Origin of the sequence: Pseudoalteromonas sp. R86517, from assembly GCF_042466295.1 — a bacterium.
In the GTDB taxonomy this organism is placed as follows: Bacteria; Pseudomonadota; Gammaproteobacteria; order Enterobacterales; family Alteromonadaceae; genus Pseudoalteromonas; species Pseudoalteromonas atlantica.
Genome location: NZ_JAXHCB010000001.1, coordinates 3,208,283 through 3,232,500, shown reverse-complemented (window position 1 = coordinate 3,232,500; position 24,218 = coordinate 3,208,283). Strand labels below are relative to the sequence as shown.

The following is a 24,218-nucleotide window of genomic DNA, read 5'->3' as shown; positions in this document are numbered from 1 at the left end:
ATCTTAAGATGAGTGGTAGGGGAGCGTTCTGTAAGCGGTTGAAGGTGTACCGGGAGGTATGCTGGACGTATCAGAAGTGCGAATGCTGACATGAGTAACGATAATGCGGGTGAAAAACCCGCACGCCGGAAGACCAAGGGTTCCTATCCCATGTTAATCAGGGTAGGGTAAGTCGACCCCTAAGGCGAGGCCGAAAGGCGTAGTCGATGGGAAACGGATTAATATTTCCGTACTTGGTATAATTGCGATGGGGGGACGGAGAAGGCTAAGCAAGCATGGCGATGGTTGTCCATGTGAAAGTGAGTAGGCTAGCGACTTAGGTAAATCCGGGTTGCTGTTAGGCTGAGACACGAGACGAGCACCCAAGGGTGTGAAGTTGCTGATGCCATACTTCCAGGAAAAGCCTCTAAGCTTCAGATTATACCGAATCGTACCCCAAACCGACACAGGTGGTCAGGTAGAGAATACTAAGGCGCTTGAGAGAACTCGGGTGAAGGAACTAGGCAAAATCGTACCGTAACTTCGGGAGAAGGTACGCTCCTATCTGTGATGAGACTTGCTCTCTAAGCGGACGGGAGCCGCAGTGACCAGGTGGCTGGGACTGTTTATTAAAAACACAGCACTGTGCAAAATCGCAAGATGACGTATACGGTGTGACACCTGCCCGGTGCCGGAAGGTTAATTGATGGGGTTAGTTTTCGGACGAAGCTCTTGATCGAAGCCCCGGTAAACGGCGGCCGTAACTATAACGGTCCTAAGGTAGCGAAATTCCTTGTCGGGTAAGTTCCGACCTGCACGAATGGTGTAACCATGGCCACGCTGTCTCCACCCGAGACTCAGTGAAATTGAAATCGCAGTGAAGATGCTGTGTACCCGCGGCTAGACGGAAAGACCCCGTGAACCTTTACTACAGCTTGGCACTGAACATTGAACCTACATGTGTAGGATAGGTGGGAGACTTTGAAGCAGCGACGCTAGTTGTTGTGGAGTCGTCCTTGAAATACCACCCTTGTAGTTTTGATGTTCTAACGTTGGCCCCTGAATCGGGGTTACGGACAGTGCCTGGTGGGTAGTTTGACTGGGGCGGTCTCCTCCCAAAGAGTAACGGAGGAGCACGAAGGTTGGCTAAGTACGGTCGGACATCGTACGGTTAGTGTAATGGTAGAAGCCAGCTTAACTGCGAGACAGACACGTCGAGCAGGTACGAAAGTAGGTCATAGTGATCCGGTGGTTCTGAATGGAAGGGCCATCGCTCAACGGATAAAAGGTACTCCGGGGATAACAGGCTGATACCGCCCAAGAGTTCATATCGACGGCGGTGTTTGGCACCTCGATGTCGGCTCATCACATCCTGGGGCTGAAGTCGGTCCCAAGGGTATGGCTGTTCGCCATTTAAAGTGGTACGCGAGCTGGGTTTAGAACGTCGTGAGACAGTTCGGTCCCTATCTGCCGTGGGCGTTTGAGAATTGAGAGGGGTTGCTCCTAGTACGAGAGGACCGGAGTGAACGAACCGCTGGTGTTCGGGTTGTCATGCCAATGGCATTGCCCGGTAGCTACGTTCGGAACTGATAAGCGCTGAAAGCATCTAAGCGCGAAGCAGGCCTCGAGATGATTTCTCACTAGACTTTTAAAGTCTCTGAAGGGCCGTTGAAGACTACAACGTTGATAGGCAAGATGTGGAAGTGGTGTGAGCCATTAAGCTAACTTGTACTAATTACCCGTGAGGCTTAACCATACAACGCCAAACGCGTTTTGTGACAGAAACAAGCGACAGAAGTTAATAGCTAAAGTAGATAGATACTTAGACTTAAAAAATATTATCAGAATTTTCCAAATTTAGTTGGTACGTGAAAACGGACTGACACCCTAATTTGCTTGGTAACCATAGCGTTTTGGACCCACCTGACCCCATGCCGAACTCAGTAGTGAAACGAAACAGCGCCGATGATAGTGTAGCATTTGCTATGTGAAAGTAGGACATTGCCAGGCTCCAAATACAAGAAAGCCCGACTCGAAAGAGCCGGGCTTTTTTACGTCTACAGAAAAGTGAAAAATACATTGCAGATATTATTCGCACAGTCTCCACCACCTCCGTAGCGTGGGTTGAGTATCACGAAACCCGCGGATAAAACACAACACAGAGCTCAAACTCTTTGTAGTAATACCAATACGCAATAATACTTAATCATTTAGCCTAGCTATCAACACGTTTTTCCACTCTCAAAATAGATCATTTAATTAAGCGAATTGGTATTACAGTACAAGTAAGTCTCTTTACTTAACTAATCTATTAAGATGTATAAAAATAATAGCTTTTAGTTCAGACTATTTTGATCCACACTCTTTAACTTTGACTATAGTTATACCTCATAATAATTATTCTGCAGAATTATAAAATGTCGTTACTTTTTAATATTCAGCGCTTTTTTATCTAAGTTGCTGAGTGTCTATGCGAAATAAAATATTTCAGATAATCGTTTTAATCGTGAGCCTACACCATTTACCGGCTAAATCGGATGAGTTTGATTTTTCAGGCTACGCACGTGTTATTGGTGGTTATTTAGATGAAAAAGATGTCGAATATAGAGGCTACGATGACAGTCTTAACTTTTCACCATCAAGTTTAATAGGTCTTCAAGCTGAGTATCAGTTTAATACAAACTGGTCAGTGACAGCACAAGGGTTATTTAGATCCGATAGCACAACGGTATCTGGTGAGAGTGGACTTGAATGGCTGTATTTAACTTATACGCCCACAACAAACCTACAGATAAAAATCGGTAAGCTGCGAACCCCATTTTTTACAATGAGCGACTTCTCTGATGTAGGGTTTGCATACCCATGGATCAATCCGCCACAACAAGTATACGACACGTACTTATTTAAAACATTTAATGGTATTGATGCTATTTACAAATTTGGCTCAGATGACTTTGATATCAGTATTGAAGGGTACTATGGAGAAGAGTCGGGAAGTATTGGCATAGGCCCTTTTAAAACAGGTTTTGAGGTGGATAATTTAGTGGGTGTGATAGGGAAGTTGAATATTGAAAATATAGAATTTAGGGCTTCAAGGTATAACGGTAACATAGCGTTAGATCTTAAATCGATTAACCAACTACAAGATGTTTTAGAGAATTTTAATTTTAGCCAAAGTGCGGCGTCGCTGACAACGCAGGGCAGTGCGCATGCAGATCAATTTGGTGTTATTTATGATAATTTAGATTATTTTTTTAGAGGTGAATGGGTAAAGATTAAAACACAGTTAGATATAATTCCGACTATACGAAGCTATTACTTAACCGTAGGCTATAACAATGCACCTTTTACTTATCATTTAACCTTTGCAGACAGCGATGTAGAAATTAATGCCAATCAGAATGAAATCCCTATTGGTGCTAATGTAGAGCTTGATCAGCTGGCACAGGCTTATAACAGCGTGTTTGCAGAGTCGGCACCCGACTCACTAAAAACATGGACACTTGGTATACGATGGGATGTGCTACCTAATCTGGCATTAAAGGCGGAAGTATCTGCTTTAGAGGGCGATGAGGTTAGTAATTCTTTTTTTGTGATCCCTGAGGATGTTAGCTTTAATAGAAAAACGAATCTTTACCTTATTGGCTTAGATTGGGTATTTTGATGATGTACTCTAAGTTAACTTACGTGATTAGACATATAATACTGCTGTGTATTTTTACTTGGTCATTATTGTTTATTAGCGTACAAGCCTACGCGGATAATAGCCACACAAGTAAAGTGATCATTGTTGTTAATACAGCCAATAAAAACTTAGCTTTGAGTAAGCAGCAAATTCGCCATATTTATATGGGCGGCGCGATGAGTCGTCAATTTAAAGCAGTAAATTTACCCGCCGGAAATCCGTTACGAATCGACTTTAATACGAAATTGGTTGGCTTAACCGAATCGAGAATTCAGGCTTATTGGGCTCAGATGAGATTTACAGGGCGTAGCAAGCCACCCGTAGAATTTAGCTCGACTAAAGAAATTATTGCGTATTTATTGAAAGAAGAAAATGCAGTTGCTTATTTACCTGCTGATACAAAAATTCCGGACGAGCTAACTGTTGTAACGCTAACGCCTTAATTTATGGTTAACTAGTAGCGCTGACTTATTTTAAAGTTAGCGCTTTAAATGCCTCTTTTGCTTGGTCTTTAGCTGCTGGAATGTGTGCTATGGCTACAGGCTTTGCAAAATAATACCCTTGCATTTCATCACTGCCATTTTTAATTAGGTAGTTAGCCTGGCTGGCTGTTTCTATACCCTCACTACATACTTTTAAACCTAGGCGCTTACTTAAATCGAGTATGGCCTTTAATACAGCCGCATCCTTTTCTGAGCTGTCAAATTGATTAACGAACATACGGTCAATTTTGATGGTATCGATATCTATTTTTGTAAGGTAGCTTAGCGATGAATAACCCGTTCCAAAATCATCAAGGGCTATAGACCCACCCATTTTTTTTATTTGGTTAAAGAATTCATTGGAGTTTTCAAAATTATCGAGATAGCTTGATTCGGTTATTTCAAACTGGATATTTGCAATGTCGACGTTGTATTTAACCAATTTATTTTTTACAACATCAATAAAGTGATTATCTTTAAGGTCATGGCTCGATAGGTTTAAAGAAACGAGTACATGGTTACCTATAGTTTGCTTTAGTGTGGGTAAATCTTGAAATACCCTGGAGACAACCCACTGCGTGATTGCTTTTATTTTACCTGCTTGCTCTGCAATGGGTATAAATTCGCCTGGTGAAATAAAGCCAAGCTCTTCACTTTGCCACCTAATAAGGGCTTCAAGGCCATTAGCCTCACCATTGGCAGCTATTTTTAACTGATACACAACTTCAAACTCATTTTGCGTAATCGCATGACTAATTAAATTAGCCACTTGAGCCATTCGCTTGCTGTTTTCTAACATTTTTCTATGGAAAACGGTGTACGACCCTTTACCTTTTTCTTTTGAGGCATACATTGCGATGTCTGCATTACTAATTAACGTATTAATATCAAACTCGGCCTCTTTAGCGTGGGCAATACCAATACTTACCCCGGTGGGTATATCCCACTGGTTAATAGTAAAAGGCGTTTGCATTGAGCTGATAATTTGCTCCGCAATATTAATAACGTCGGTGTAATTATTTATATTACGCAGCATTATTAAAAACTCATCACCCCCTAAGCGTGCAATAACATCGTTTTCGCGTAAGTGCTTTTTGATATTACTGGCTACCGCCTTTAAAAGTAGGTCGCCCGTTTCATGGCCAAGTGTATCGTTAACACCTTTAAAGCTATCTACGTCAAAAAACATAATTGCTATATCTTGATGATTATTTTTACAGCGCGTTAATTCTTCTTTTAGTAAGCCCATAATAAACATGCGATTAGGTAAGCCAGTTAATATATCGAAGTTAGCTAAGTGCTCCATTGATTGCTTTTGCTTTAATAGTTGTGCGGTGTTTTTTTGATTAGTGAGCACTTGGGCATTAATAGTGTTAAGTAAGTTATTAATATCTTTGCCAAGTTGCGATACTTCGTCGTTGCCTGAGCCCTGGTATTGGAGTTGATAGTTAGTTGTTTTTTCTACTTTTTGTGTGAATTTAGAAAGTTTTAATAGCGGGCTTAATAAATGTTGGTATATCCAAAAAGAGATGAGGATGGTGATCACGATGCTAAAAATAACGATAGGGGCTGCACTATAAAATAAGCTCGCTTTGCTTTCATTGAGGGGCTTATTAAAATCCTGAACAATTAATAGGTAGCCTATAGGGAACTGCTCCTCACCAATTGTTTTTAAGGCAACTAAGCCTTGGTTAGTAACACTGACGGTACGGGGCAAACTTTGTGGTTTGATCCCTTGTAACTGTGGAGAAAAATCCTCGAACTTTAAGTAATGAGGGTGCACGTAGGACTGTATTAGCTGCCAATTACTATCAAATACATTTACAAACTTTATGTGCTCGTACCTATCTAACCCCAAAAGCTCAGTTGTAATAGAAAATAAATCTATCTCTTGCGACATAACACGTAACAAATTATCTGAAATATTTGATGACATAGCATCGAGGTTTTCTTCAACTGATTGGCGGTATAAATCCTCGTGCTCATTAATAGCTAAATAAAAAACAAAACTAGCGCTTAGTACGATTAGACAAGTCGTAATAATAATAAATTTGTTACGAATACTATGAAACATTTAGCCAAATCCCTTCTTACTGTCATGCTCTTTCACTAAAAGAGTTATTACTTATTGTTGTTATTTATTAATAGAAGGCTTACGCGTAGCGCTGATGTTACTTACTAAATTTGTAAGTAAAAGAATGTGTTTAAATTCATAGAGTAACTATAGCTGGTTATTTTATTTTAGGCAGACTTACTTTGTTGCAATTTCATTCTTGGCTTAATAAGTGACCTGTGTAAGACTAATGCGGTTATTTATTAAATCAGGTGACATGAATGTCGAATATAAAAGCTTGGAAACTTATGAGCCTGTTTTGTTTGTTTGCAGTGCTTATGGGTTGTCAATCTAAAGAAGAGCAACTACAACAAACAATTCAAGAGTCTATTAAAAAGGCAGATGTTGAGCTTGCACAGCTTGGTACCGCGCTTGATAATGGAACTATACGTAATGCTGTATTGCTTAAAGAATATGGCAAACTCCTTAAACAGCAACAGCCAGAACTTAGTCAGGTTGTTGATGTAATTACCCTTGATGCTACAAGGCAGGGTGCCCTTTACAGTGGTTTAACACAACGACTTAAAGATATTAAAGGCACTTATTTAATCCCTCCTTACGAAGATACGCTACACAGTATTGATTTACTACGTGAGGCGGCTAAGCCTACGCTGTTTTCTGATGCGTTAACGGACCCGATTAATATGCTAGCGGATATGTCTAAGGGCAGCCTTGCGCGCGTTGGTGCTATTAGTAAAGAAGCGGAGGGCGCAGGCGAGGGTAATCAATTGGTTGGCAACCCTAATTACGGTAACTGGCAAACTAATAGTAATGGTATTAGCTTTTGGCAGTGGTATGGCATGTACCGTATTTTAGGCGATGTATTTGACCGTGTTGAATACGGACGTTGGAGCAGCCGCCGTAAATATAGCTATTACAACGATTACGGCCGCTATCGTTACTCAAGCCCTAAACAAATTAAAACGCAAAGTGCTTTAGAAACGCGTACGCGTCAATCGTACCAACGCCAAGGCAAACAGTTTACTAGCCCTTATGCGAGCAAAAAAACGGGTGCCTCGGGTTTAAGCCGCAGTAGTTATACACCGCCTAAAAGCCGCAGTAGTTACTCGCGTTCGAGTAGTTATAGCAACAGCTCTGGATCGGTACGCAATAGCGGTAGCAGAACCTCTCGTGGCGTGAGCCGTGGTAAGTAAAGAATAAGTTGGAGTTAGAAATATGTACGAATTTAATGGAATAACTACGTGGTCGCTACAAGCTTTGGCGATTGATTTTGCAATTATCGTGTTGTTATTTGTAAGCCTGAAATACATTAAGGGCTGGGTTTCAAACCTTCATGCAAATGACGAAATAACAGAACGCGATAACTTTGCTTTTGGTATTAGCTTTGCGGCAGGCTTAGTTGCACTTGCCATTGTATTAACGGGTGTGAGTAGTGGCGCCTTTGCTGCGTCGTTACAACAAGAAGCCCTGCAAATGCTAGGCTATGGTGTATTAGCCATTGTACTGATTAAATTAGGCCACTTTTTTCAAGACAAGGTCGCGCTTCGTAAAGTCAGCCTGCACGACGAAATTGTAAAAGGTAATGTAACAGCCTCTATTATCGACTTTGGTCATGTAGTGAGTGTGGCTATTGTGATTCGCTCTGCACTTTTATGGGTAGCAACAGAGGGTTGGCACGGGCTGCCTATCGTTATTGCTGCCTTTATTATTGGCAGTGTTGCACTACTGCTTGTAAGCCAATACCGCGTACAATTATTTAAGCGTACCAATAAAAGCGGTGATTGTTTACAACAAGCCATTATTGATGGCAATTTAGCTGTAGGTATACGCTACGCAGGCTTTTTAGTAGGAAGTGCCTTAGCTATTACTGCGGCATCAGGTATTGCACCGTATGCGGCCGACAACATTAATGCTAGCCTGCTTTATTGGGCTATTAGCGCGATTGTAAGTTTAGTGGCATTCATCATTTTGCATTTAATCACCATCAAAATAATTTTATCAGGTTGTGATATTTCAGATGAAGTTAACCGTCAGAAAAATGTAGGTGTAGGTGCTATTTCTGCTGCAGTGTCGTTTGCTGTCGGTATTACTATGGCAACCTTACTAGGCGCATAATCAGTGTCATCAACTACAACTAGCCCAAGTAAATCACGTTTACTTGGGCACGATATTTTACTAATAACTGTTATGGCCGTACTCGCTGGGTGCGGCCTTATTTATGAATACTTACTTTCGCATTACGCAGGGCGGGTACTGGGCTCTGTCGAGAGTGCTATCTATGCCATGATTGGCACAATGATAGTTGCCATGGGCTTAGGCGCATTTTTAGCCCGTTGGTTTAAAGATGCCTTTACCGCCTTTGCTTGGCTTGAAAGTATTATTGCCCTGGTTGGCATGGGCTGTATTTTGGCAATAGCCGGTGTAATTGCTGTAAGTTATTCACTTCCTCATTTGTTTTCTAGTATTTTTAATTTACCTCCAGATGTTGTGCTCAATGGCTATGTATTTCAAAAGCTGCAAGAGTGGTCACGCTTTTTACCTTATGTGTTTGGTTTAGTACTGGGTTTATTTATTGGTATGGAAATACCGCTTATTGCACGTATTCGCCAACATGTGTACGGGCGTTTTTTAGAAAACAATGCAGGCACTATTTATGGTGCCGATTATATTGGCGCGGGTATTGGTGCGGCTATTTGGGTAAGCATTATGCTGGCGATGCCTATAATGCAAGCTGCAGCGTGGACTGCTCTTTTTAATATACTGGCAGGGCTCGCCTTTTTATGGCGCTACCATGCTCATGTGCGCTTTGCTAAGGCACTTCTAGTTTGCCATATAGTGTTATTGGCACTGTTTGGGTTTATTTTAGTGATGGGAAGTAGCTGGATGAACAGCTTAAGTAATGTACTTTATAAAGATAAAGTTATTTACTCACAAGCAACTAAATACCAGCATGTAGTATTAACCGAGCGCTTAAGTAAAAACCAGCCAGCGCCTATTACCGACTTGTATTTAAATGGGCGTTTACAGTTCTCGAGTATTGATGAGCAAATATACCACTCAATGCTGGTGTATCCGGCAATGCTCGCATCAAACCGGCACGATAGCGTATTAATTATTGGTGGTGGCGACGGGCTTGCCCTTAGAGATGTTTTAAAGTGGCCAGTGAGCGACGTAACGTTAATTGACTTAGATGCACAGCTGCTTAATTTATTTGGCCATAAAGACGGTGATTTTACAGCGCCTGAGTCTATAAGTAAGCGGTTATTAGCGCTAAATAAACAATCGATGTTAGACCCACGCGCCAATATTATTGTGGGAGATGCGTTTTTAGAGGTTGAAAGGCTCCTTGATCAAGGTAAGCAATTTGACACTATTTTAATTGACTTGCCGGACCCTAATCATCCCGATTTAAACAAAATGTACAGCGACTATTTTTATAACCATGTACGTCAATTGTTAGCTTCCGATGGCGCAATGGCTGTGCAGTCTACCTCGCCTTATCATGCCAAAAAAGCATTTTTAAGTATTGCTAAAACGGTAAAAGCGGCGGGTTTTGATTATGTTGAGCAGTACCAGCAAAATATTCCTTCGTTTGGGCAATGGGGGTGGACAATAGCCACTAAAATGGGTCAACCAGCCAGTGGGCGAATTAAAAATATAAGCGCTATGCCGGTGCCATCAAGGTGGGTAAGTAAAGAATATTTATTAGCCAGCTTTGTATTTCCTAACCAGTATTTTGAACAAGTTAAAAGTATTGAGGTCAATAGGTTAGGTTCGGGCCAGCTATATGATTACTACCGTAATGCGTGGCAGATAGAAAGCGAATTGTATAAAAATTAATAAAACATAGTTGACATAATATGTCGGCCATGCGAATCTTAACTCAGACATAATATGTCAAACAGCAAAAAGGCAGAGACATGGAATTAAATGAACTTTCAATAAAATTAGCTTCTTTTGAAACAGAAGGCGCTAACTTTGAGTCTTTCTTGATTGCCAACCCTGGTGAGCAAGATGTTTTACAAGTCATAGTTGATGGAAACGATGAACTTCCAATTTTTGTTACGCAAACACAAGAGCAGTTGTTATGTATTAGCTACTTGTTTGGCGAAGATGAAGTAAAAAGTGAATTACGCAACGAGTTAAACGAGACACTACTACGTTTAAACGTGCCAATTCCACTGAGTGCATTTGCTAAAATCGATAACAAATACGCGATTTTTGGTGCACTGTCGGTAAATTCATCATTAGATGATATTACCCACGAACTAGTGACACTAGCTGACAACGCTATTGACGCACTAGAAGCCGTGACCTTGTATTTAAACGATTAGTAACTAGTTAGTGGAGTTAAGATTATGAGTATATTAAAAAAATTATTTACAGCAGTACGTGGCGGCGCGCGTGAAGCGGGCGAAGCAATTGTAGATGCAAACGGCATTCGTATTTTTGAACAAGAAATAGCAGATGCGCAAAATGCACTTAATCGTGCTAAAAAGAGCCTTACAGAAGTAATGGCTAAAGAAATGCAAACTAAGCGTAAAATTAGCGCAGTTGATGCATCAATTGCTGAGCACGAAGCATATGCAGGCCAAGCACTTGAAAAAGGCAACGAAGCCTTAGCATTAGAAATTGCCGAAAAAATTGGCGACTTTGAAGCTGAAAAAGCGGAAAACGAGCAAGTATTAGCAGGTTTTAGCAATCATATTGTAGCGCTTAAACAACAAGTTAAAGACGCTGAAAAGTCGATTAAAGAAAACCAGCGTCAGCTTACTATGGTTAAAACCACAGAAAGCGTACAGCAAGCAACAATGGCGGTTAACAGCACGCTTAATACCAATAGCTCGTCTATGACATCGGCCCGTCAGTCGCTTGAGCGTATTAAACAGCGCCAGCAAGATCGTAGCGACCAGTTAGGCGCTGCAAAAGAGCTTGAGTCAGATACAAATGGCGACGATTTAAAAGCAAAAATGGCTGAAGCCGGTATTGGCGATACAAGCCCAAAAAGTGCCGATATTTTAGCGCGCATTAAAGCCAAGCAAAACGGCTAACAGTTCGTACATTTATAATAAAAGGTAATTAAGCGTGGCTTAGTTACCTTTTTTGCTCAAGGGATGCCTCATTATGTTTAATTTTTTCAAATCAAAAAAAGAGCCAGAACGTCAGCTTAACCATGCAAGTGAGCTTAAAAAAGGTGACATGTTTAGCGTTATCGATTCATTTGCGTATCCGTCGTGGTTAAAAGGGCAAACGCTGCGTGTTATTGATATTCAAACCTATCAATATCAGCACAGTAGTGATACTGAGTTTGTGCTAGAGACGAACAGCGGACAGGTGGTATTTTTACAAATTGAGCAAGATGATGGCGAGCAGTGGGCTAATTTTTCAATCAAAATTCAGCGTGACGACGTAGAGCAAATATTTGGGCTAGACGAATTTGCACGTATTTTTGATGAAGAGTCGTTAACTCATATACAGGTACAAAATACGCCAGAGCAGTTTATGCAGTTTTTAGCTAAAAGCTATCAGCAAAGTGAATCGCCTTATGTGTGCTATTTCCATAACAAAGATTTTCGTGGCCAGTCATTACCGCGCTATGAGCAAGAGGGTGGCGAACCTTGTGAAATGATTTGCTTAGCATCGCCAGACGAAGGGCATGGCTTAAATATTGAAATATGGGATGGCGGTGAGACCGAAGTGTCACTAACGCTAACACGCCCAATTACCGATATAGTCGACTTGTTTCCAGGAGATGCGAAGTGAGTGATGCTAAAGATAAGTGGTTACGTCAAGAGCAAGCCGTGCGTGCCACACAAATGGCATTTGATTTAAGCAGCGAAGTACAAAAGTCGATAAAAAAGCAGGCCATTGACCAAGAGCTTACGCCCTCAGATATGATCCGTAAAATTTTAGGCTTAGATGTAAAGTCTAAAAAAACACGTCAGCGCCTATCGTTTAATTTAAACGATGATGAAATAGCCCAACTTGCAACGCGGTTTAATGTCCAAAGTGATGATAAGCGAGCCGTAAAGCAACAAGTAGCAGAGTTATTAATTGCTCATACTAAAAAAACACTAAGTAGTTAATTTAGATTTATATGAATATTATTTTAATTGCTTACTTAATTATTTTTGCTTTATTTGGCACAGCTGCAAGTTACTTTGTGCGATTTATTTATGCGTACTGGGTAAAAAAAGAAATGCCAATGAAATATATTGTTAAAGCAGGAATTTGTGTGGTGTTGGTGGTGGTTATTTCAGCGTTAATACCTTTTATAGGTTAACGCTGAAATTGGCGTTTGCGCTATTTTATATCAAATGCCTGGCATTGCTGATTAATACACAGGGTTTGTACCTCAAGTACCGGTGAGCAATCGGTTAAACCTTGCGCTTTGTTTTGCGCTTTTTGTTGTTGTGTAATTTTTTGGGCAACTTCTTCGGCGTGCTCTTGAGAGGTATTAAGCGTTGAATACACAACATACTTACTTGGCCCACCACATGCTCGTGCACCTACTTCGAGTACCTTACATTGAAAGCTTGCGGTGCAACTATTATCACTAACAATGTTATTAAGATCGTAGTTCAAGTCAGACAAATTCTGATTTTGCTCAGTACTTGATGATGTGCTTGCACAGCCGCTAAGTAATAGCATAGCGCTGGTGGCAACACTCACAATTGATAATTTAATTGCTGATGGTAAACAACTCATAACCTTGTCCTTAAAATACACTTACCGCTGAACCTTCAAGTTTAACACATTTATTTTCAACACACTGCGTGCTTGGCGAAGTTAAATGCTGGCACGTGCTCATCATTTCATTTTGTATGTTGTAGGCTTTTTCAAGCGTTGTTATTTGCTTTGCAAGCGAACTGACTTGCCCCTCTTTAGCTGATTTTGTTGAGTAAACAACATAATCACTTGGTCCGCCGCAAGCTTTGCTTCCTACAGGCATAACCTTACATTGTGCAGAGGTATCGCACTGTGTATTGGCAATTAACGTATTAAGCTCGCTTTTTGCGGTTTTAATGTCGTTAAGTGATACTGCTTTTAAAGCGGTTTTTATGGGTTGCGATGCATCAGTAGGGTTTTTGTGCTTGTTTTCACTGCTGGTTTGTTGAGGTACTTCTTTATGCGGTACTTCTTTAAGCTCGTTCACCGAGTTAGTTGGTGCATCTTGCGATGTTGTTTCGAGGCATGCAGTTAAACAAAGTGGTAAAAGTAGGGCTAACAGTGGAGTACGCATAACAAACCTTGATAGTGATGAATTATTCATCACTATCATACACGGTGCATTTTTAACGGCAATAAAAACTATATTATCAAGTAATTAAAGCCGTTTTAGATTTATCTTTATAAACCGCCTTGGGTAAGTTTAGTGGGGTTAAGCAGTTTTTCTAATTCACTGCGTGGAAGGTCGGTTTCTTGCTCTGCGACATCAATAATTGGGCGGGCTTCTTTGTAGGCTTGCTTAGCTATTTTGGCTGCTTTTTCGTAACCGATCACCGGATTAAGCGCTGTCACTAAAATTGGATTTTTGGCCAGTGCTTTATCAATATTGGGCTGGTTTACTTTAAAACTCGCAATGGCTTTATCTGCCAATGCTTGGGCGCTATTAGCAAGTAACTCAATGCTTTGTAAAATATTGTGCGCAATAACAGGTAGCATTACGTTTAGCTCAAAATTACCGGCTTGGCCTGCCACAGTGATGGTTGCATCGTTACCTATAACTTGAGCGCTTACCATGGCTGCCGCTTCTGGGATCACCGGGTTTACTTTACCCGGCATAATCGATGAGCCTGGTTGCAGTGCTTCAAGCTCTATTTCGCCAAGCCCGGCAAGTGGACCTGAGTTCATCCAGCGTAAGTCATTGGCTATTTTCATTTGCGCTACAGCGAGTACTTTTAGCTGACCTGAGAGCGCTACAATGGCATCTTGCGAGCCAATATTGTAAAAAAAGTTACTGCTTGGCTTAAAGCTTATACCCACATTTGCGCTTAAGTTTTTAGCAAACTTTGAGGCAAATTCGCCATCAGCATTAATGCCCGTGCCAACAGCTGTCCCGCCTTGGGCAAGCTCACATACTCGCTCTAAGCTATGGCGAATGCCTGAGGCTGCATTATTTACTTGTGATTGCCACGCGCTTAGCGTTTGCTCAAACGTAACGGGCATGGCATCCATTAAATGCGTACGGCCTGTTTTAACTATTTTGCCAACGTCTGCCTTTTTTTGCTCTAAACTCTGCGATAGTTTTTCAAGAGATGGCAGTAATTCATAAACCACGTTAATAGCACTACTTAGTGCAATGGCTGTAGGCACCACATCGTTAGAGCTTTGCCCCATATTTACATCATCGTTGGGGTGAATTGGCTCATTACCAATGCGGGTTGCAAGCGTTGCGATAACTTCATTAGCGTTCATGTTCGAGCTGGTGCCTGAGCCAGTTTGGAAAATATCAACCGGGAAGTGCTCGTAATGCTCGCCATCAATAATTTGTTGGCATGCTTGCTCAATAGCGTTGGCTTTACTTTTACTTAAGTGATTTAGCTCAAAGTTACTTTGTGCTGCAGCTTGCTTAATGTATGCAAGCGCTGTTACAAACTGTTTTGGCATAGTTAAGCCGCTAATAGCAAAGTTGTTAACTGCACGCTGGGTTTGCGCTTGGTATAGCGCATCACTAGGGACCTGTAATTCACCCATGCTGTCGGATTCGGTTCTAAAATTGCTCATAAGTCGCTCCTTAAAAAGGGTTAAATTCGTGACTGAGTACGCGAGCTTCGCGCTCAAGTTTTAAAAATTTTTCAGTATCGTTATGTGCATAGTAAAAGCGTTTTAATGCCAATAAGGGTTTATATAATTGCTCAAGGCACTGCTTACGAATGGCATTGTGTATTAGAGGGTCGCACATTTTATTGATAATTTCATGGTGAGTGCGTAATAAATATAATTCTTGTAGTAACGGGTTACGCTGTTTTTCAAAGCTTTTAGCAACGTTTAAAGCGGTTTCTATGTAGTGAGCTACCACCATAGGCGCATGTAAGCCTGGGCGTAAGCAGTTACAAGCAAGTTCATGATGATAAGGCTGTAATGCCTGAAAGGGAGACATAAAAAAACCGATTTAAGTTAACGATAATAGTTATCATTACATTTAATCGGTTTCAGTGTAAACAGTTATTATAAAAATTATTTGCAGCGTTTAATTGAGTATCAATTATAGCCAAGAATGAATATTTGGTCTGTTTCATGTTTTTTTAGCGCCTGTTGATTTTGGTTACAGTGAGAAAGTAAGTCGATTACAGTGGCTCTACTATCACAGGTGCTGCTTGGTTTTTCGGTGCTTTTTTCTGTCACTGAGACCACAGCGTCTACAGCGGTGTAAGGGGGAGTATGCATAATTTTATCCTCGTATTTAATATTGGTAATACACCCTACTTAGGGTTGATTTAATTAAAGCATAATACATACCATCGTCTTATTTTTATTTTAGTGCCATGAATTAACTCACTTTTATAAATTATCTATAAAACTTTAATTGTTCAGTGCCATTTTTTTGCGTTAATGTTGTGCAATAAGTTTCAATATTGGTGCAGGTCATGATCAAACCTTTCTCACAAGCGTGTGAAAACAATAAGGGTCCTATTTTAGAGGTGCTTAAAACGGCTTTTAATAAGACAAAATCGGTACTCGAAGTAGGCTCGGGTACGGGGCAGCATAGTGTGTTTTTTGCTGAGCAATTACCGCATTTACAGTGGTATACAAGTGATCGCCGTATAAACCATGAGGGCATAAGTTTATGGCATAAGGAGGCAAATTTAACTAATTTACACGGCCCTCTTGAGCTTGATTTGAATTATGCATGGCCGGTAAATAACGTAGATGCCATTTACACAGCAAATACGTTTCATATTGTAAGTTGGCAGTTGGTTGAGCAATTTTTTAAAGGGGTTACAACACACTTAGTAAGCCAAGGTGTAGTGTGTATTTATGGCCCTTTCAAATACCAAGGGCAGTTTACAAGTGCAAGTAATGAAGAGTTCGATCGCTTTTTAACACAGCGTGACCCATTTAGCGGTATTCGTGATTTTGAGGCCATAGAGCAATTAGCAAGGCATGCTGGCCTTACACTCATAAGTGATACAGCTATGCCAGCGAACAATCAGTTATTGGTTTTTAAACGGCAGTAAATCAGCGCACTGCGTTTTATAAATTGTCATATGCTGGCGTTCTCGCTTTAGGTAGTCGTTTATTGCTGCTCTAAAGTCGGGTTCAACAATATAGTGGCTAGAGTAGGTAAAAACAGGCTCAAACCCACGAGGTATTTTATGCTCACCTTGAGCGCCGGAGTGAAAGCAATGTAAGTTATGCTTAATCGCAAACTCAATCCCTTGGTAGTAACACAGCTCAAAATGAAGGGAGTCTATTTCTTCGCTGGCGCCCCAATAGCGGCCATACAAGGTGTTTTCACCTTGTAAGCTTAGCGTTGCTGCCACTATTTTGTTGTCTTTTTTGGCAAGCATAATAATTAGCTGATCGCCCATTAGTGCCTGTAATAAAGTAAAAAACTCAATATTTAAATACCCTAAATGCCCAGAACGTTTTAAATAAGTACGCTGATAAAACTCACAAAATAGCTGCATTGTTTCAGGGCTTAGGTGCGAGCCTTGCAGCCATTCAATGGAAATATTTTGCTGCGCTATTTTAGCTCGCTCTTTTTTTAGCGTTTTTCGTTTGCGTGCGGTGAGTGTATTTAAAAAATCGTCAAAGGTTTTAAAGCCTTTATTAAACCATTGAAACTGCACGCCTACGCGCTGCATTATATCCTCAGTACACAGGGCTTGAGCTTGAAACTTTGGGCAAAAGTTAACATGCCAGCCAGACCAACCTTGCTCCACACTGGTTAAATTTAATTGCTTTTTTATGTACTCGTATACGCTTTGTGTATTCGTATGTGCAATGGCAATACGCTGGCCTTCAATAGGGCTAAAAGGTACACCGCTTAGCCATTTAGGGTAATAGGCTAATCCGTGTTGCTCGTAGGCTTCTGCCCATGCCCAATCAAAAACATACTCTCCGTAAGAGTGGCTTTTTAAATACCCAGGTGCGAGTGCGACTAATTTGTCAGCTTCATAAACCGCTAAGTGCTGAGGCTGCCAGCCTGTCTCTTTGTTTACACAGTGGCTTTGCTCTAATGCATATAAAAATGCATGGCGGGTAAAAGGTTCATTACCGAATAATCGAGTCCATTCGTGTACGTCTATCTGTTTAATATCACTAAACCATTGGTGGGTAAAAGTTGCCATTACTGCTTACCTTGGGCTGCTTTATAGTGGGTGGTGGCGTTTTAAACTAAGTTAACACAAGCGCATTTATTTAGCGCATTATTGTATTAGTGCTCTTCAATTTCGGCGTATTGGGCTAAGCACGCGGTTAGCTTAACCAGTTCTAGCGGTTTTGCAAGATGCTGATTAAAACCAACGGCTTGAGCATGGGCTTTATCCTCAGGCATAACATCGGCGGTCAGCGCAATAATAGGCAGCTCTACCTCACTTTTAAATTGTCTAATTAGGGCGGTGGCTCTGTAACCATCCATTATTGGCATTTGGCAGTCCATTAAAATTAAGTCAAAGTGTTGCTCTTTTGCTATATCTACTGCCGCTTCACCATTTTCGACAATATGGGCAACAATACCTAATGAGCCTAGCATGGCTTTAATTACCATTTGGTTTACCGGGTTATCTTCTGCTACTAGCACTTTTAAAGCCGCCAATTTAGTACCCGAGTATACAAGCTCGGCTTGCTCTTGTACTGGGCTGGTGCGAAGCTCAACGTCAAATTTAAACGTAGAGCCAACGTTTGGTTCGCTCTGTAATGTGATGTTACCGCCCATTAATTTACTGAGTTCTTTTACGACAGTTAAGCCCAGACCTGTGCCACCGTATCGCCTTGATGTTGAGTCGTCGGCTTGGGTAAAGGCACTAAATAGCTTGGACTGCTGGGTGGGCTCTATGCCAATACCCGTATCTGTAACGGTTACGGTTATTTTAACTTTGTCAGTACTGATAAACTCTCCGCCAAAATCTACATTTACTTTGCCTTGCTCTGTAAATTTTATCGCGTTGCTGCAAAGGTTTAGCACTACTTGCTCAAAGCGTAAAGGGTCGCCTACATACCAAGTATCTACCGGAAGATGACTGCTAACCTGCCAGCCAATGCCTTTATTGGCTGCACTGGCTTCAAACATTGTGTTAATACGCTTTATAATTGCATGAAGGTCAAACGCTGTGCTTTCTAGCTTAAGCTTATGTGATTCAATTTTTGAAATATCAAGTATGTCGTTAATCAGGTTTAGTAAGCTTTTAGATGAAGAGTTTATTTTGTCTAAGTAACCAATAAGAGTGTGTGCGTTGTCTTCTTTGCGCGCTAATGATGAAAAGCCAATAACAGCATTTAATGGTGTGCGTATTTCATGGCTCATATTAGCTAAAAATCGGCTTTTAGCCTGATTAGCTAAGTCAGATTGCTTTTTAGCTTGCGCAAGCGAATGGGTGCGCTCTGCGACTTTTCGGGTAAGGGCAATTTGTTGCTGATTAAAAAGCAGTAAAACAATTAAAATTAAGGCACATACCACCAATTGTAAGGCCATTAAAAACAGTGTTAATTGGTTATTATGGGGGGCAAGGTATTTCTCTTTTAAGGCTAAATGTGCATTCCATGTTTGCCCACCAAAGCTGAGCTTTAGTTTCATAACACGGCTGCCCTGAGCGATATTTAAACTTTTGCCGTAGTTACTATAAAATGCGGGCTTATTTACATCTTCATAGAGCGCAATAGAAAACATCTCTGATTGTTGCTCGTTAATCGCTTGCTCAATAATATTACGCACTAAAAACACACCTGTTGCGTACCCCTTTATAATAGCTTTTTGCTGTTGTTGTTCGTACACGGGGGCAAATAGCAGATAGGCAGGCTCAGGCTCAGCTGTTTGCACTAACTGAATAATTTTAGTGCTGACTGGCTGATACCTAATTGCAGGGTTTACTAGCGATGCTTTTCTGTCTGGGTTTGAGTACACATTAAAACCAACCGCTTTTTGGTTGCCATTAAAAGGGGCAATGTATTTAACGATGACCATAGGATCGTCTGGCTCAAGGGGCTCCCCGACAATTTCAAAGTCTAGGTGGTATATATCGGCAACTTCTTGGGTAAACGAAGCTCGCTCACTTTGCGCTATTTTTTGATTCCACGAAAGCGCTTTAATAAACGAATGCTGCGTCAGTAACTCGCTGGCGTAGGCGTAAAAGTCTTGTTGGTTTAAATCTGGGTTAGATTGTACTTGGCTGGCTAAGCTTTGCACCGCTATTAAACTTTGGTTGATGTAGCGATATAAGCTATTTTCAATAATGTGAGCTTCTCGCTCGGCGACTTTAACGGTATTTTGTCTGTTTTCTTGGTTATAAAGCTGAGTAGTTACTGCAACAGATACAAATAAAATACTACATACCGCTAACGTAGGCAGCGGCGATATAGGCCTATTTTGCCCCTTAAACTGAGTAAGCACCAACAGCAGAGGAGTGGCAATAATTACGCCTAATGAGTCTCCTAGCCACCAAAATAACACATTTTGCCAATGATCTTTAATATCGTACGCAGAGTTAAATTGGCTTAGCGCAAAAACCCCAAAATTTGCTGAAATTAAACTAACCGCAATGCCCACAACAAAAATAAAATAAATGATACTTGCGCGTTTTTTAAAATACAGCGGGTGTCCAAGCCAATATTTAAGTAAACCAGCCCCCACCATTGCCTGCAATACAATGCCAATAGCAATATACATGGCTTGGCTGAAGGTATTGCCAACCAACACCATATCGTGAGCTGTGCTGTCAAAAATATTAAAGTTAAAAGCAAAGGCTGCTATAAAAAGCGCTGGAATGAAGCGCCACCACCACATATAGCATCCAACTAAGGCAATGCCTGCAGGTAACCATACCGGGATAATTTGAGTATTAAAGGCGAGTTTAGTGAGTGAAATACCAATTAAAAAGTACGCTAATGAAAAAATTATGTAAAAGATAACTGAATGATATTTTGAGTTAAAATTTTTCACATAGCTCCCTGACTTTTTAAAAGTACTTAATTTTAAATATCAGTATAGCGAACAGTATGTTATTTGCGGTATTTTTTAATATATGTTGTAAAAAGTGTACCTTGCGCAACGTGTAAACTGCTTTTTTAGCAGTTAAGGTTGTTTGCTCAGCTGCTGTTTTTGCTGCTGTAAAATAGAGATTTGTTGCTCTACTGCGCTAATTAAGGCGTTATAGCGGTTTTGAATCGCCGTAGTTTTAGTGGCTATCGCATCGGCTATTGATTCGGCGCCCATTCTATTAGCTTGATCTTGAGTAACATAGCTGGCTTGTTGTTTGGCGTCGGCTAAGTCTTCTTTATAGTTTTTGATAGTAAGCTGGTGGCGTTTAATTTCACGATCAATTTTTTTAATCTCAATGTAGTTATCTACAGAGGCACCAGGCATTGCGGGTGAGTTTGCATTATTGCTGTACTTATCGGCAACTAGTGGCTGTTTTAGCTTAATAACTTCTGCATTGTCAGCACAGGGTGTTTGGCTAAATGTAGCGACTCCTTTAATTGTGCATTTATAAACCGTAATGTCTTGGGCTGCGTGTGTACTTAAAGCCACAAGGCCTATTAAAGGTGCAATTAAACGAAACATAATTAAACTTACGTTAGTGGAGTTATTATTAATAATGCCGTAACTACCCAGTCTATTCAATGTGTTTCGATTCACCTCTTTTAATAAGAAATGGTGGAGAAGGAGGGATTAGCTTAATTACATCCATGTAATTAATTGGTTTGCAACGCCTGCGGCGGCTTAAAGTGTTCCAGACATTTTATCGAACCCTAGCGAGGATTTTCACCCTCTTTGGATACATGGGTTGTTAAATTTTAAGCACAAAAAAACCGCAACTAAGCGGTTTTTAATAAGAAATGGTGGAGAAGGAGGGATTAGCTTAATTACATCCATGTAATTAATTGCTTCGCAACGCCTGCGGCGGCTTAAAGTGTTCCAGACATTTTATCGAACCCTAGCGAGGGCTCTCACCCTCCTTGGATACATTGGTTGTTAAATTTTAGGCACAAAAAAACCGCAACTAAGCGGTTTTTAAAAAGAAATGGTGGAGAAGGAGGGATTCGAACCCTCGATAGAGCTACAAACTCTATACTCCCTTAGCAGGGGAGCTCCTTCGGCCACTCGGACACCTCTCCAACGCATAACAGATTGTATTAACGGTAGTTTATTCATACCATTAATTAAATAGTGGTGGAGAGATAGGGATTTGAACCCTAGATAGGCTACAAACCTATGCCGGTTTTCAAGACCGGTGCATTCGACCACTCTGCCATCTCTCCGTGACGCAGAATAATACTTAGGTGATACCGTCGTGTAAATAGCAAATAAACTGTTTGCTTAAAAAGTAGGCGTAATTGCGGTTTTTTTTGTAAATAGAGGGAAATTAGAAGGATTTAAACTAAAAATTAAAGGGTGGCAGCAAACTAAGGGAGCTAAAGAAGCGCTTTCAATAGTGGTTAGTTGTTTACTGCCCCTGCTTAATAAGCATAACAAGATTGATTATTTGTATTGCGCGGCGCTGTTTAATGCTAACTTTTTGCCCATACGGTTTAATTTAGCAAGCATTTTAGCTTTACGGTTAGTTGGTTTTACGCCAACGTGGGCTGCTGCATTTTGGTTTAGGGTGTTTATTGGGTTCATGTCTTTGCTCCAAGGTGTATGTGTTTAAATCGCGAGCATTTTGACTCTTTTTTGTTTAAAAATACAACAATATAAACTAAGGCTTGGCTATTAGTTATTTTTATCTGAATTTGCATTGTTTTGTTTTTGTTTAAAACTACTAAGTGCCCATTTTGCATAGTTATTTAACCAGGGGAACTAAGTTTTAATTTGTTTTATAAGTGTTTTTTGTATTTGTTGATTTTTTTAGTAAATTTTTACGCACTTTTGTGATTAATTATTCAGATAAATTAATTTTAACTTAATTCTTATTTATGCTGGCGTACTGGCTAATAGGAGGTAAATTACTTGCAGTTGTTAATAATAGTTAAACCGAGCGTAAAAAATGTGGTGTTAGATCACCTCGATTGGCTTAAAAAAACATGCCAGAAGAAAAATATTCTCTATATTACGGTTAAAACGACAGGCAATTTTGAGTACGACTTAGCAAATGTTAAATTGAATGCACAAAAAAGCCAAATAGCAGTGGCTATTGGAGGCGATGGCACGCTTAATTTGGCACTTAATGGCGTGATTAACAGTGCATGTAGTTTGGCAATATTACCTTGTGGTACGGGCAACGATTTTGCGCGTCGCTTTCATTGCACAGCTAAACAGTGGCAAAACGCTATTTTTAATGCCCCCACACACTTAATTGATGTAGGTAAAATTAATACTCGTTACTTTATTAATGTGGCAGGTGTTGGTTTTGATGCTCATGTAATTAAGCAGTTGGGTCATTTACAAAGCATGTCAGCTTGGCGCTATAAGTGGACGAGTTTTAAATCGCTCTTTACTTACAAAGCAAGCACACTAAATGGAGCATTTTTAAATAAGCAATGTAGCTATCAAAATTTAATAACTGTATTTGCGAACTCTCAGTATTTTGGTGGCGGCATTAAAATAGCACCTAGGGCTAAAATTGATGATGGACTGCTTGATTGCTACCAAATGCAAGCGGGTAGTCTTGTTGAACACTTATATAGCTTTATTAAATTAATTTTTAAGCGCCACCATACTTTAAAAAAGCTTACTTATAGCCAACTCAAACAGGCGCGTATTAATACTAAAAATTTATTAATTGAGGCCGATGGCGAGCTAGTAGGTGTTACGCCCGCGGTTATTGCTATTCATGAGCAGGCTATTAATTTTCATATACCAATAAAAAAGCGCCTACAGTAGGGTAGGCGCTTTTGTGTTAGTGCGTTAAAAACGCCTCTAACTGGGGACGGAGCCATTTTTAGCAACGCAGCGGCTTGCTAAAAAGGCGTTAATTCTTTTTGTGGGGGTAAGTACAATTGCATTACCCAGTAGTACTAAACTAAAGCCGGCAAAGGTGTTTGCATGCCACTCAAAGCCTTCAAAAAAGCTGCTTAATGCAACGGCCACTAGCGGAAACAGCACTATGGCGTAGCTTGCTTTTTCGGGGCCAATGTTTTTTAACAAGGCAAAATAGCAGCCAAACGCAATCACAGTGCCAAAAACCGATAAATACAATAGCGACAGCCAATAGCTGGTAGGGGCACTAAAACTGACCGTTATACCATTTATTAATACATAAACGGCTAAACCTACTGCGCTATATAACATGCCCCATGCGTTACCCTGCAGCACACCTATTTGACGATTAGAATTACGTACACTAATCATATTGCCCAATGAAGCCACAAAGGTACCCCCAAGGGCAAGTAGTAACCCGACCAACGCCCCATTACTCAAGTCGAATTGCTGTAAATGCGGCCAAAACAGACAAATAATACCCACCACGCCGATTAACGCGCCGCAGTAAATACGTTTGGCAATGGGCTTTGCAAAAAATAAACGGGTGTTGACTATGTTCATTATTAGCAACATTGAAAATGCAATAGAGGCCATTGCCGATGAGAGGTAGTTTTGTGCCCAATACAAAAGCAAATAATTTAAGCCAAAGTTAGAAATGGCCAATAAAGCAAAAAAGCCATGATCGACTAACGAAAATCGCATATTAGGCTTTTTGTAGGCCACAAATAGCCACATACATGCAGCTGCTATGGCAAAGCGATAAAACAAAGAAAGCTCCACAGCAATATCGCCTAGCTGAAACGAAATCGCGAGCCACGTAGAGCCCCAAATTAACACTGTTGTGAGATATAGCGCTGCGCTTTTCATGGCAAACCTCTAAAAAACCGATTGAGTGGTTATTTTAGAGTCTATCTG

23 protein-coding genes, 2 tRNA genes and 2 rRNA genes (1 of these 27 cut by a window edge) are annotated in these 24,218 nt (G+C 40.6%); 14 read left to right on the top strand and 13 right to left on the bottom strand.

What is annotated here, in order from left to right:
• The 4 genes from SJY38_RS14645 to SJY38_RS14630 form a co-directional block, all read left to right on the top strand.
• Positions 1–1,735, top strand: a 23S ribosomal RNA gene (locus SJY38_RS14645) (it extends 1,152 nt beyond the left edge of the window).
• 139 nt (positions 1,736–1,874) lie between these two features.
• A 5S ribosomal RNA gene (gene rrf, locus SJY38_RS14640) occupies positions 1,875–1,989 on the top strand.
• 460 nt (positions 1,990–2,449) lie between these two features.
• Positions 2,450–3,643: a hypothetical protein gene (locus SJY38_RS14635; protein ID WP_286741054.1), complete on the top strand. Its 1,194-nt coding sequence runs from the start codon at positions 2,450–2,452 to the stop codon at positions 3,641–3,643.
• A gap of 23 nt (positions 3,644–3,666) precedes the next feature.
• Positions 3,667–4,107 carry a hypothetical protein gene (locus SJY38_RS14630; protein ID WP_338128464.1) on the top strand — a complete coding sequence of 147 codons (441 nt, stop codon included), beginning with the start codon at positions 3,667–3,669 and terminating at the stop codon, positions 4,105–4,107.
• Between the two features lie 25 nt (positions 4,108–4,132).
• Here SJY38_RS14630 and SJY38_RS14625 read toward each other — a convergent pair whose 3' ends face one another.
• Positions 4,133–6,220, bottom strand: coding sequence for a bifunctional diguanylate cyclase/phosphodiesterase (locus tag SJY38_RS14625; RefSeq protein ID WP_286741058.1), 2,088 nt, complete (start codon positions 6,218–6,220; stop codon positions 4,133–4,135).
• Between the two features lie 260 nt (positions 6,221–6,480).
• Here SJY38_RS14625 and SJY38_RS14620 point away from each other — a divergent pair, with 260 nt between their 5' ends.
• The 8 genes from SJY38_RS14620 (at position 6,481) to SJY38_RS14585 (ending at position 12,503) form a co-directional block, all read left to right on the top strand.
• Positions 6,481–7,413: a hypothetical protein gene (locus tag SJY38_RS14620; protein ID WP_004589136.1), complete on the top strand. Its 933-nt coding sequence runs from the start codon at positions 6,481–6,483 to the stop codon at positions 7,411–7,413.
• A 22-nt stretch (positions 7,414–7,435) separates the two neighbouring features.
• On the top strand, positions 7,436–8,335 hold the full coding sequence (locus SJY38_RS14615; RefSeq protein WP_004589137.1) for a DUF350 domain-containing protein: 900 nt from the start codon (positions 7,436–7,438) through the stop codon (positions 8,333–8,335).
• Positions 8,336–8,338: 3 nt separating this feature from the next.
• Positions 8,339–10,060, top strand: coding sequence for a polyamine aminopropyltransferase (locus SJY38_RS14610; protein ID WP_286741062.1), 1,722 nt, complete (start codon positions 8,339–8,341; stop codon positions 10,058–10,060).
• Between the two features lie 80 nt (positions 10,061–10,140).
• On the top strand, positions 10,141–10,554 hold the full coding sequence (locus tag SJY38_RS14605; RefSeq protein WP_004589139.1) for a YjfI family protein: 414 nt from the start codon (positions 10,141–10,143) through the stop codon (positions 10,552–10,554).
• 24 nt (positions 10,555–10,578) lie between these two features.
• Positions 10,579–11,271: a PspA/IM30 family protein gene (locus SJY38_RS14600; RefSeq protein ID WP_004589140.1), complete on the top strand. Its 693-nt coding sequence runs from the start codon at positions 10,579–10,581 to the stop codon at positions 11,269–11,271.
• 73 nt (positions 11,272–11,344) lie between these two features.
• A complete protein-coding gene (locus SJY38_RS14595; RefSeq protein WP_024032119.1) occupies positions 11,345–11,983 on the top strand; it encodes a DUF4178 domain-containing protein in 639 nt (212 codons plus the stop codon).
• Positions 11,980–12,306, top strand: coding sequence for a hypothetical protein (locus SJY38_RS14590; protein WP_286741066.1), 327 nt, complete (start codon positions 11,980–11,982; stop codon positions 12,304–12,306). The genes SJY38_RS14595 and SJY38_RS14590 overlap by 4 nt, the downstream gene beginning before the upstream one ends.
• Positions 12,307–12,317: 11 nt before the next feature.
• A complete protein-coding gene (locus SJY38_RS14585; RefSeq protein ID WP_004589143.1) occupies positions 12,318–12,503 on the top strand; it encodes a hypothetical protein in 186 nt (61 codons plus the stop codon).
• Between the two features lie 20 nt (positions 12,504–12,523).
• Here the strand turns inward: SJY38_RS14585 and SJY38_RS14580 are convergent, their stop codons facing one another.
• From SJY38_RS14580 to SJY38_RS14560, 5 genes are all read right to left on the bottom strand, one after another.
• A complete protein-coding gene (locus tag SJY38_RS14580) occupies positions 12,524–12,928 on the bottom strand; it encodes a hypothetical protein (protein WP_029772226.1) in 405 nt (134 codons plus the stop codon).
• Positions 12,929–12,938: 10 nt separating this feature from the next.
• Complete coding sequence (locus SJY38_RS14575) at positions 12,939–13,502, bottom strand: hypothetical protein (protein ID WP_377110043.1); 564 nt, start codon at positions 13,500–13,502, stop codon at positions 12,939–12,941.
• Positions 13,503–13,570: 68 nt separating this feature from the next.
• Complete coding sequence (locus tag SJY38_RS14570; protein WP_248533383.1) at positions 13,571–14,947, bottom strand: lyase family protein; 1,377 nt, start codon at positions 14,945–14,947, stop codon at positions 13,571–13,573.
• A gap of 10 nt (positions 14,948–14,957) precedes the next feature.
• Positions 14,958–15,323, bottom strand: coding sequence for a hypothetical protein (locus tag SJY38_RS14565; protein WP_004589147.1), 366 nt, complete (start codon positions 15,321–15,323; stop codon positions 14,958–14,960).
• A 101-nt stretch (positions 15,324–15,424) separates the two neighbouring features.
• The gene (locus SJY38_RS14560) at positions 15,425–15,610 is read right to left on the bottom strand and encodes a hypothetical protein (RefSeq protein ID WP_004589148.1); all 186 of its coding nucleotides are present in this window, start codon (positions 15,608–15,610) and stop codon (positions 15,425–15,427) included.
• A 200-nt stretch (positions 15,611–15,810) separates the two neighbouring features.
• Here SJY38_RS14560 and SJY38_RS14555 point away from each other — a divergent pair, with 200 nt between their 5' ends.
• Complete coding sequence (locus SJY38_RS14555; protein ID WP_286741069.1) at positions 15,811–16,401, top strand: DUF938 domain-containing protein; 591 nt, start codon at positions 15,811–15,813, stop codon at positions 16,399–16,401.
• On the opposite strand, the gene SJY38_RS14550 is transcribed toward SJY38_RS14555, so the two are convergent.
• From SJY38_RS14550 to SJY38_RS14525, 6 genes are all read right to left on the bottom strand, one after another.
• Complete coding sequence (locus tag SJY38_RS14550) at positions 16,378–17,517, bottom strand: GNAT family N-acetyltransferase (RefSeq protein ID WP_286741071.1); 1,140 nt, start codon at positions 17,515–17,517, stop codon at positions 16,378–16,380. The genes SJY38_RS14555 and SJY38_RS14550 overlap by 24 nt on opposite strands.
• An 86-nt stretch (positions 17,518–17,603) precedes the next feature.
• Complete coding sequence (locus SJY38_RS14545; RefSeq protein WP_377110039.1) at positions 17,604–20,324, bottom strand: ATP-binding protein; 2,721 nt, start codon at positions 20,322–20,324, stop codon at positions 17,604–17,606.
• A 132-nt stretch (positions 20,325–20,456) separates the two neighbouring features.
• Positions 20,457–20,945, bottom strand: a complete 489-nt coding sequence (locus SJY38_RS14540; RefSeq protein ID WP_377110037.1) for an RNA-binding protein — start codon at positions 20,943–20,945, stop codon at positions 20,457–20,459.
• Between the two features lie 461 nt (positions 20,946–21,406).
• A tRNA-Ser gene (locus tag SJY38_RS14535) sits at positions 21,407–21,499 on the bottom strand.
• Positions 21,500–21,552: 53 nt separating this feature from the next.
• Positions 21,553–21,643, bottom strand: a tRNA-Ser gene (locus SJY38_RS14530).
• Positions 21,644–21,863: 220 nt separating this feature from the next.
• On the bottom strand, positions 21,864–22,004 hold the full coding sequence (locus SJY38_RS14525) for a hypothetical protein (RefSeq protein ID WP_004589025.1): 141 nt from the start codon (positions 22,002–22,004) through the stop codon (positions 21,864–21,866).
• A 327-nt stretch (positions 22,005–22,331) separates the two neighbouring features.
• On the opposite strand from SJY38_RS14525, the gene SJY38_RS14520 reads away from it, so the two are divergent.
• Positions 22,332–23,204 carry a diacylglycerol/lipid kinase family protein gene (locus SJY38_RS14520; RefSeq protein ID WP_377110035.1) on the top strand — a complete coding sequence of 291 codons (873 nt, stop codon included), beginning with the start codon at positions 22,332–22,334 and terminating at the stop codon, positions 23,202–23,204.
• Between the two features lie 36 nt (positions 23,205–23,240).
• Here the strand turns inward: SJY38_RS14520 and SJY38_RS14515 are convergent, their stop codons facing one another.
• On the bottom strand, positions 23,241–24,170 hold the full coding sequence (locus SJY38_RS14515; RefSeq protein ID WP_055255371.1) for a DMT family transporter: 930 nt from the start codon (positions 24,168–24,170) through the stop codon (positions 23,241–23,243).
• Positions 24,171–24,218 lie beyond the last annotated feature (48 nt).

What these genes read in the sequence shown, in the direction of transcription:
- SJY38_RS14635 (WP_286741054.1), top strand. Translation starts at nt 2,450, where the DNA reads ATGCGAAATAAAATATTTCAGATAATCGTTTTAATCGTGAGCCTACAC.
- SJY38_RS14625 (WP_286741058.1), bottom strand. Translation starts at nt 6,220, where the DNA reads ATGTTTCATAGTATTCGTAACAAATTTATTATTATTACGACTTGTCTA.
- SJY38_RS14620 (WP_004589136.1), top strand. Translation starts at nt 6,481, where the DNA reads ATGTCGAATATAAAAGCTTGGAAACTTATGAGCCTGTTTTGTTTGTTT.
- SJY38_RS14615 (WP_004589137.1), top strand. Translation starts at nt 7,436, where the DNA reads ATGTACGAATTTAATGGAATAACTACGTGGTCGCTACAAGCTTTGGCG.
- SJY38_RS14605 (WP_004589139.1), top strand. Translation starts at nt 10,141, where the DNA reads ATGGAATTAAATGAACTTTCAATAAAATTAGCTTCTTTTGAAACAGAA.
- SJY38_RS14600 (WP_004589140.1), top strand. Translation starts at nt 10,579, where the DNA reads ATGAGTATATTAAAAAAATTATTTACAGCAGTACGTGGCGGCGCGCGT.
- SJY38_RS14595 (WP_024032119.1), top strand. Translation starts at nt 11,345, where the DNA reads ATGTTTAATTTTTTCAAATCAAAAAAAGAGCCAGAACGTCAGCTTAAC.
- SJY38_RS14585 (WP_004589143.1), top strand. Translation starts at nt 12,318, where the DNA reads ATGAATATTATTTTAATTGCTTACTTAATTATTTTTGCTTTATTTGGC.
- SJY38_RS14580 (WP_029772226.1), bottom strand. Translation starts at nt 12,928, where the DNA reads ATGAGTTGTTTACCATCAGCAATTAAATTATCAATTGTGAGTGTTGCC.
- SJY38_RS14575 (WP_377110043.1), bottom strand. Translation starts at nt 13,502, where the DNA reads ATGATAGTGATGAATAATTCATCACTATCAAGGTTTGTTATGCGTACT.
- SJY38_RS14570 (WP_248533383.1), bottom strand. Translation starts at nt 14,947, where the DNA reads ATGAGCAATTTTAGAACCGAATCCGACAGCATGGGTGAATTACAGGTC.
- SJY38_RS14565 (WP_004589147.1), bottom strand. Translation starts at nt 15,323, where the DNA reads ATGTCTCCCTTTCAGGCATTACAGCCTTATCATCATGAACTTGCTTGT.
- SJY38_RS14560 (WP_004589148.1), bottom strand. Translation starts at nt 15,610, where the DNA reads ATGCATACTCCCCCTTACACCGCTGTAGACGCTGTGGTCTCAGTGACA.
- SJY38_RS14555 (WP_286741069.1), top strand. Translation starts at nt 15,811, where the DNA reads ATGATCAAACCTTTCTCACAAGCGTGTGAAAACAATAAGGGTCCTATT.
- SJY38_RS14550 (WP_286741071.1), bottom strand. Translation starts at nt 17,517, where the DNA reads ATGGCAACTTTTACCCACCAATGGTTTAGTGATATTAAACAGATAGAC.
- SJY38_RS14540 (WP_377110037.1), bottom strand. Translation starts at nt 20,945, where the DNA reads ATGTTTCGTTTAATTGCACCTTTAATAGGCCTTGTGGCTTTAAGTACA.
- SJY38_RS14525 (WP_004589025.1), bottom strand. Translation starts at nt 22,004, where the DNA reads ATGAACCCAATAAACACCCTAAACCAAAATGCAGCAGCCCACGTTGGC.
- SJY38_RS14515 (WP_055255371.1), bottom strand. Translation starts at nt 24,170, where the DNA reads ATGAAAAGCGCAGCGCTATATCTCACAACAGTGTTAATTTGGGGCTCT.